4 protein-coding genes and 1 pseudogene are annotated in these 3737 nt (G+C 68.9%); 2 read left to right on the top strand and 3 right to left on the bottom strand.

What is annotated here, in order from left to right; translation table 11 throughout:
• Together B4E30_RS06805 and ffh are read left to right on the top strand one after the other, a co-directional pair.
• Positions 1-231 (top strand): annotated as a pseudogene (locus B4E30_RS06805) (TetR family transcriptional regulator); the annotation flags it as partial.
• A 30-nt stretch (positions 232-261) separates the two neighbouring features.
• Positions 262-1815 (top strand): signal recognition particle protein, encoded by a 1554-nt coding sequence (ffh, locus tag B4E30_RS06800; protein WP_286794191.1) that lies wholly within the window; start codon positions 262-264, stop codon positions 1813-1815.
• A gap of 2 nt (positions 1816-1817) precedes the next feature.
• On the opposite strand, the gene B4E30_RS06795 is transcribed toward ffh, so the two are convergent.
• The 3 genes from B4E30_RS06795 to B4E30_RS06785 all read right to left on the bottom strand — a co-directional run.
• Positions 1818-2981 carry a glutamate--cysteine ligase gene (locus tag B4E30_RS06795; protein WP_194385119.1) on the bottom strand — a complete coding sequence of 388 codons (1164 nt, stop codon included), beginning with the start codon at positions 2979-2981 and terminating at the stop codon, positions 1818-1820.
• A 50-nt stretch (positions 2982-3031) separates the two neighbouring features.
• Positions 3032-3355 carry a DMT family transporter gene (locus B4E30_RS06790; RefSeq protein ID WP_286794188.1) on the bottom strand — a complete coding sequence of 108 codons (324 nt, stop codon included), beginning with the start codon at positions 3353-3355 and terminating at the stop codon, positions 3032-3034.
• Positions 3352-3737: DMT family transporter (locus B4E30_RS06785; protein WP_286794186.1), on the bottom strand; the 386-nt coding region annotated here is incomplete at its 5' end. The genes B4E30_RS06785 and B4E30_RS06790, both read right to left, overlap by 4 nt.

Raw genomic sequence — 3737 nt, 5'->3', positions numbered from 1 at the left:
ATCGAGAGCGATCTCGAGTCCGAACGCGCCCGCCGCCAGCTGCGGCTGAGCGGTCTGATCGCGGACCGGCTTCGCGCTCCGGGGGACGATTCCGCCGCCGCGGACATCGACGGGGCGGCGCGCGCGGCCGCCATCTTCAGCGCCGTATGGCGGTGGGCCGGGTCGGGCCCCGGAACGTCGTCTCTCCCTGACGAGGTGACGGCGGCGCTGGCGCTCGTGCTGCCGCGCTGACCCGCCGCGGACGCGTAGAATCGGGGGATCATGGCGACTTTCGGCACTCTCTCCGACCGGCTCACCGAGACCTTCCGCAACCTCCGCACCAAAGGGAAGCTCACTCCCGCGGACGTCGATGGCACCGTCCGCGAGATCCGTCGTGCGCTGCTCGACGCCGACGTGGCGCTGACGGTCGTCAAGGACTTCACCGCGAAAGTGCGCGAGCGCGCGCTGGGCGATGAGGTGAACCGGGCCCTGAACCCGGCGCAGCAGGTCGTTCAGATCGTCAACGAGGAGCTCGTGGCCATCCTCGGCGGTCAGCAGCGTCGCCTCGAGTTCGCAAAGAACCCTCCCACCGTCATCATGCTCGCGGGGCTCCAGGGCTCGGGAAAGACCACCTTCGCCGGCAAGCTCGCCAAGCGGCTCGAGAAGGACGGCCACACCCCGCTCCTGGTCGCGTGCGACCTGCAGCGCCCGAACGCCGTCAACCAGCTGCAGGTCGTCGCCGAGCGAGCCGGTGCCGCGATCTTCGCCCCGGAACCGGGCAATGGCGTCGGCGACCCGGTCGCGGTCGCGCGCGCCGGCGTCGAGACAGCGCGCCGTCAGCAGCACGATGTGGTCATCATCGACACCGCCGGGCGACTGGGTGTCGACGCCGAGCTGATGAAGCAGGCCGCCGACATCCGCACCGCGACCCGACCGGACGAGGTGCTCTTCGTCATCGACGCGATGATCGGCCAGGACGCGGTCAATACGGCCAAGGCCTTCCAGGAGGGCGTCGACTTCACCGGCGTGGTGCTGTCCAAGCTCGACGGCGATGCGCGCGGCGGTGCCGCGCTCTCGGTGGCCTCGGTGACCGGTCGCCCGATCATCTTCGCCTCGACGGGAGAGGGGCTCGATGACCTCGAGCCCTTCCACCCGGACCGCATGGCCAGCCGCATCCTGGACCTCGGCGACATCCTCACCCTGATCGAGCAGGCGCAGCAGACGTTCGACGAAGAGGAAGCGCGCAAGGTCGCCGACAAGATCGCGACCGAGCAGTTCACCCTCGAGGACTTCCTCGAGCAGATGCAGCAGTTCAAGAAGATGGGCTCGATGAAGAAGATGCTCGGGATGCTCCCGGGCATGGGCCAGATGAAGCAGCAGATCGACGACTTCGATGAGCGTGAGATCGATCGGACGCAGGCGATCATCCGGTCGATGACGCCGGGCGAGCGCCGCAATCCGAAGGTTCTCAACGGCTCCCGACGCCTGCGCATCGCGCGCGGGTCGGGGATGACGGTCACCGACGTCAACCAGCTCGTCCAGCGCTTCGACCAGGCTGCCAAGATGATGAAGACCGTCGCTCGGGGAGGTGTTCCGAACGTCCCGGGCATGGGGCCCATGGGGGGCAAGCCGGGTGCTTCAGCCAAGCGCGGCGGCGGCAAGAACTCCAAGAAGAAGAGCGGATCGCGCTCCGGGAATCCGGCCAAGCGTGCGGCCGAGAACGCGGGAGTCGCCGCGTCGGAGGCGACCGGTTCGGGATTCGGCCTGGGTGCGGGCAGGGACATGCCCAGTGAGGCGGATCTTGCCGAGCTGCAGAAGATGCTCGGCAAGGGCTGAGATCAGTCGCGCATCGCGGCGAGGTGCTCGCGGAGGGTCGGCCCCCCGCGGAACTCGCGGATGAGATGCTGCACGACCTCGCGCAGATCACCGCCGGCGGCATCGGCCACGACGAGCTGACGCGACGAGCTCGCGCCCTCGGCGAGGATCCGGTTCACGCCGGCGTACTCCTTGGCGCACTTGAGCTCGACCGCGATCTCCGCGTGCCGCTCCAGCGTCTCCATCAGGTGCTCGCGGACGGGCACCTGCGTGCCGTCGGGCGCGACGATCACCTGAGCGTCCAGTCCGTATCGGGCAGCCCGCCACTTGTTCTCGCGCACGAACCACGGCTGGATCATGGTGAGCTCGCGCCCTTCGTCGAGTTCGCGCGAGAAGTGCTCGACGAGAACCTGGGTGAGGGCGGCCACGGCGGCGAGTTCAGGAAGCGTCGACATGCCGTCGCACGCGCGCACTTCGATGGTGCCCCAGCGTGGTGCGGGCCGGATGTCCCACCTCACCTCCGTGGCATCGGCCATCACGCCGGTGCGGACCATGTCGTCGAGATAGGCCTCGAACTCCGCCCAATCCCGCAGCGGCCAGGGCAGACCCGCCGTGGGCAGCTGCTGGAACACCAGTGCACGGTTCGACGCGTAGCCCGTGCGATCCCCCGCCCAGAAGGGGCTCGAGGCGGAGAGGGCCTGAAGGTGGGGGAGATACACCGAGAGCGCGTTCATGATCGGCAGGACCTTGGCGACGTCATCGATGCCGACGTGCACGTGGATGCCCCAGATCATCATGTTGCGCCCCCACCACTGCGTGCGCTCGATGAGCTCGTGATAGCGGGTCTTGTCGGTGATCTCCTGGTCGTACCACTGCGCGAACGGGTGGCTCCCCGCGCACATCAGCTCGACCCCGAGCGGATCGGTGATGCTGCGCACCGTCTCGATCGCGTCGGCGATGTCGTCCACGGCGGCAGCGACCGTCTGGCCGACGCCGCTGGTGAGCTCGAGCGTGTTCGTCAGGAGCTCCTGGGTGACGGTGAACCGTTCGAGCGCCGTGTCCTCGGGGAGGGCGGCGAACACCTCCGGGGCACGCGGCACCAGGTCGCCGGTCCGCCGATCGGCGAGCATCAGCTCCCACTCGATGCCGACCGAGGAGCGCGCGGATGTCGCGAAGGGCACCGTCATGCCGTCATCCTGCCACGCCGCTGCGGGCCCGGATCAGAACGGCGGGGGAATCAGTGCGGCGCGCCGAGCTCGATCAGGAGAACGCCCCCGGCGATCGCGATGATCCCGAGGCCCATCACCCACGTGAAGGGCTCCTTGAAGAGCACGCGCGCCAGGATCGCGGTCAGCGCGACCCCGCACGCGGACCAGATCCCGTATGCCACACCGACCGGCATGCCGTTCGCCAGACAGAGGAACAGCAGAGTGAAGGCCAGGACATAGGAGACGACCACGGGCGCGATCCAGAGGCGCTTCTTGAAGCCCTCCGATGCGCGCAGCGACATCGTGCCCGTCACTTCGAAGACGATCGCTCCCGCGAGGAGCAGCCAGGTCATCGACGTCCCTCCCTCGTGTCGGCTGCTTCGGCCGTGGCCGTCGCGATCGGACCGGTCGCCGGCGCCTGCCGCGAGTGGGTGCTCGCACCCATCTCCACCAGCAGCACCCCGCCGATGACGATCGCGATCCCGAGGCTCATGAGCCAGGTCAGCGGGTCGCCGTAGAGCAGTGCGGCCAGCACGGCGGTCAGCGCAACACCCGATGCGGCCCACACGCCGTAGGTGAGGCCGATCGGGGCTCCCGCGCGCAGCAGCAGCGCCAGACACAGGAAGGCGCCGCCGTAGCCGAGAACGACGAGGACGATCCAGCCGGCGTGGTCCACCAGCTGTCGCAGCGAGAGAGTCGCCGACACCTCCAGCACGATGGCGCCGACGAGGTACA

The sequence above is a fragment of the Microbacterium sp. UBA3394 genome (assembly GCF_002358725.1).
In the GTDB taxonomy this organism is placed as follows: Bacteria; Actinomycetota; Actinomycetes; order Actinomycetales; family Microbacteriaceae; genus Microbacterium; species Microbacterium luteum.
This window is presented reverse-complemented; position numbering and strand designations above follow the sequence as displayed.

What these genes read in the sequence shown, in the direction of transcription:
- ffh (WP_286794191.1), top strand. Translation starts at nt 262, where the DNA reads ATGGCGACTTTCGGCACTCTCTCCGACCGGCTCACCGAGACCTTCCGC.
- B4E30_RS06795 (WP_194385119.1), bottom strand. Translation starts at nt 2,981, where the DNA reads ATGACGGTGCCCTTCGCGACATCCGCGCGCTCCTCGGTCGGCATCGAG.
- B4E30_RS06790 (WP_286794188.1), bottom strand. Translation starts at nt 3,355, where the DNA reads ATGACCTGGCTGCTCCTCGCGGGAGCGATCGTCTTCGAAGTGACGGGC.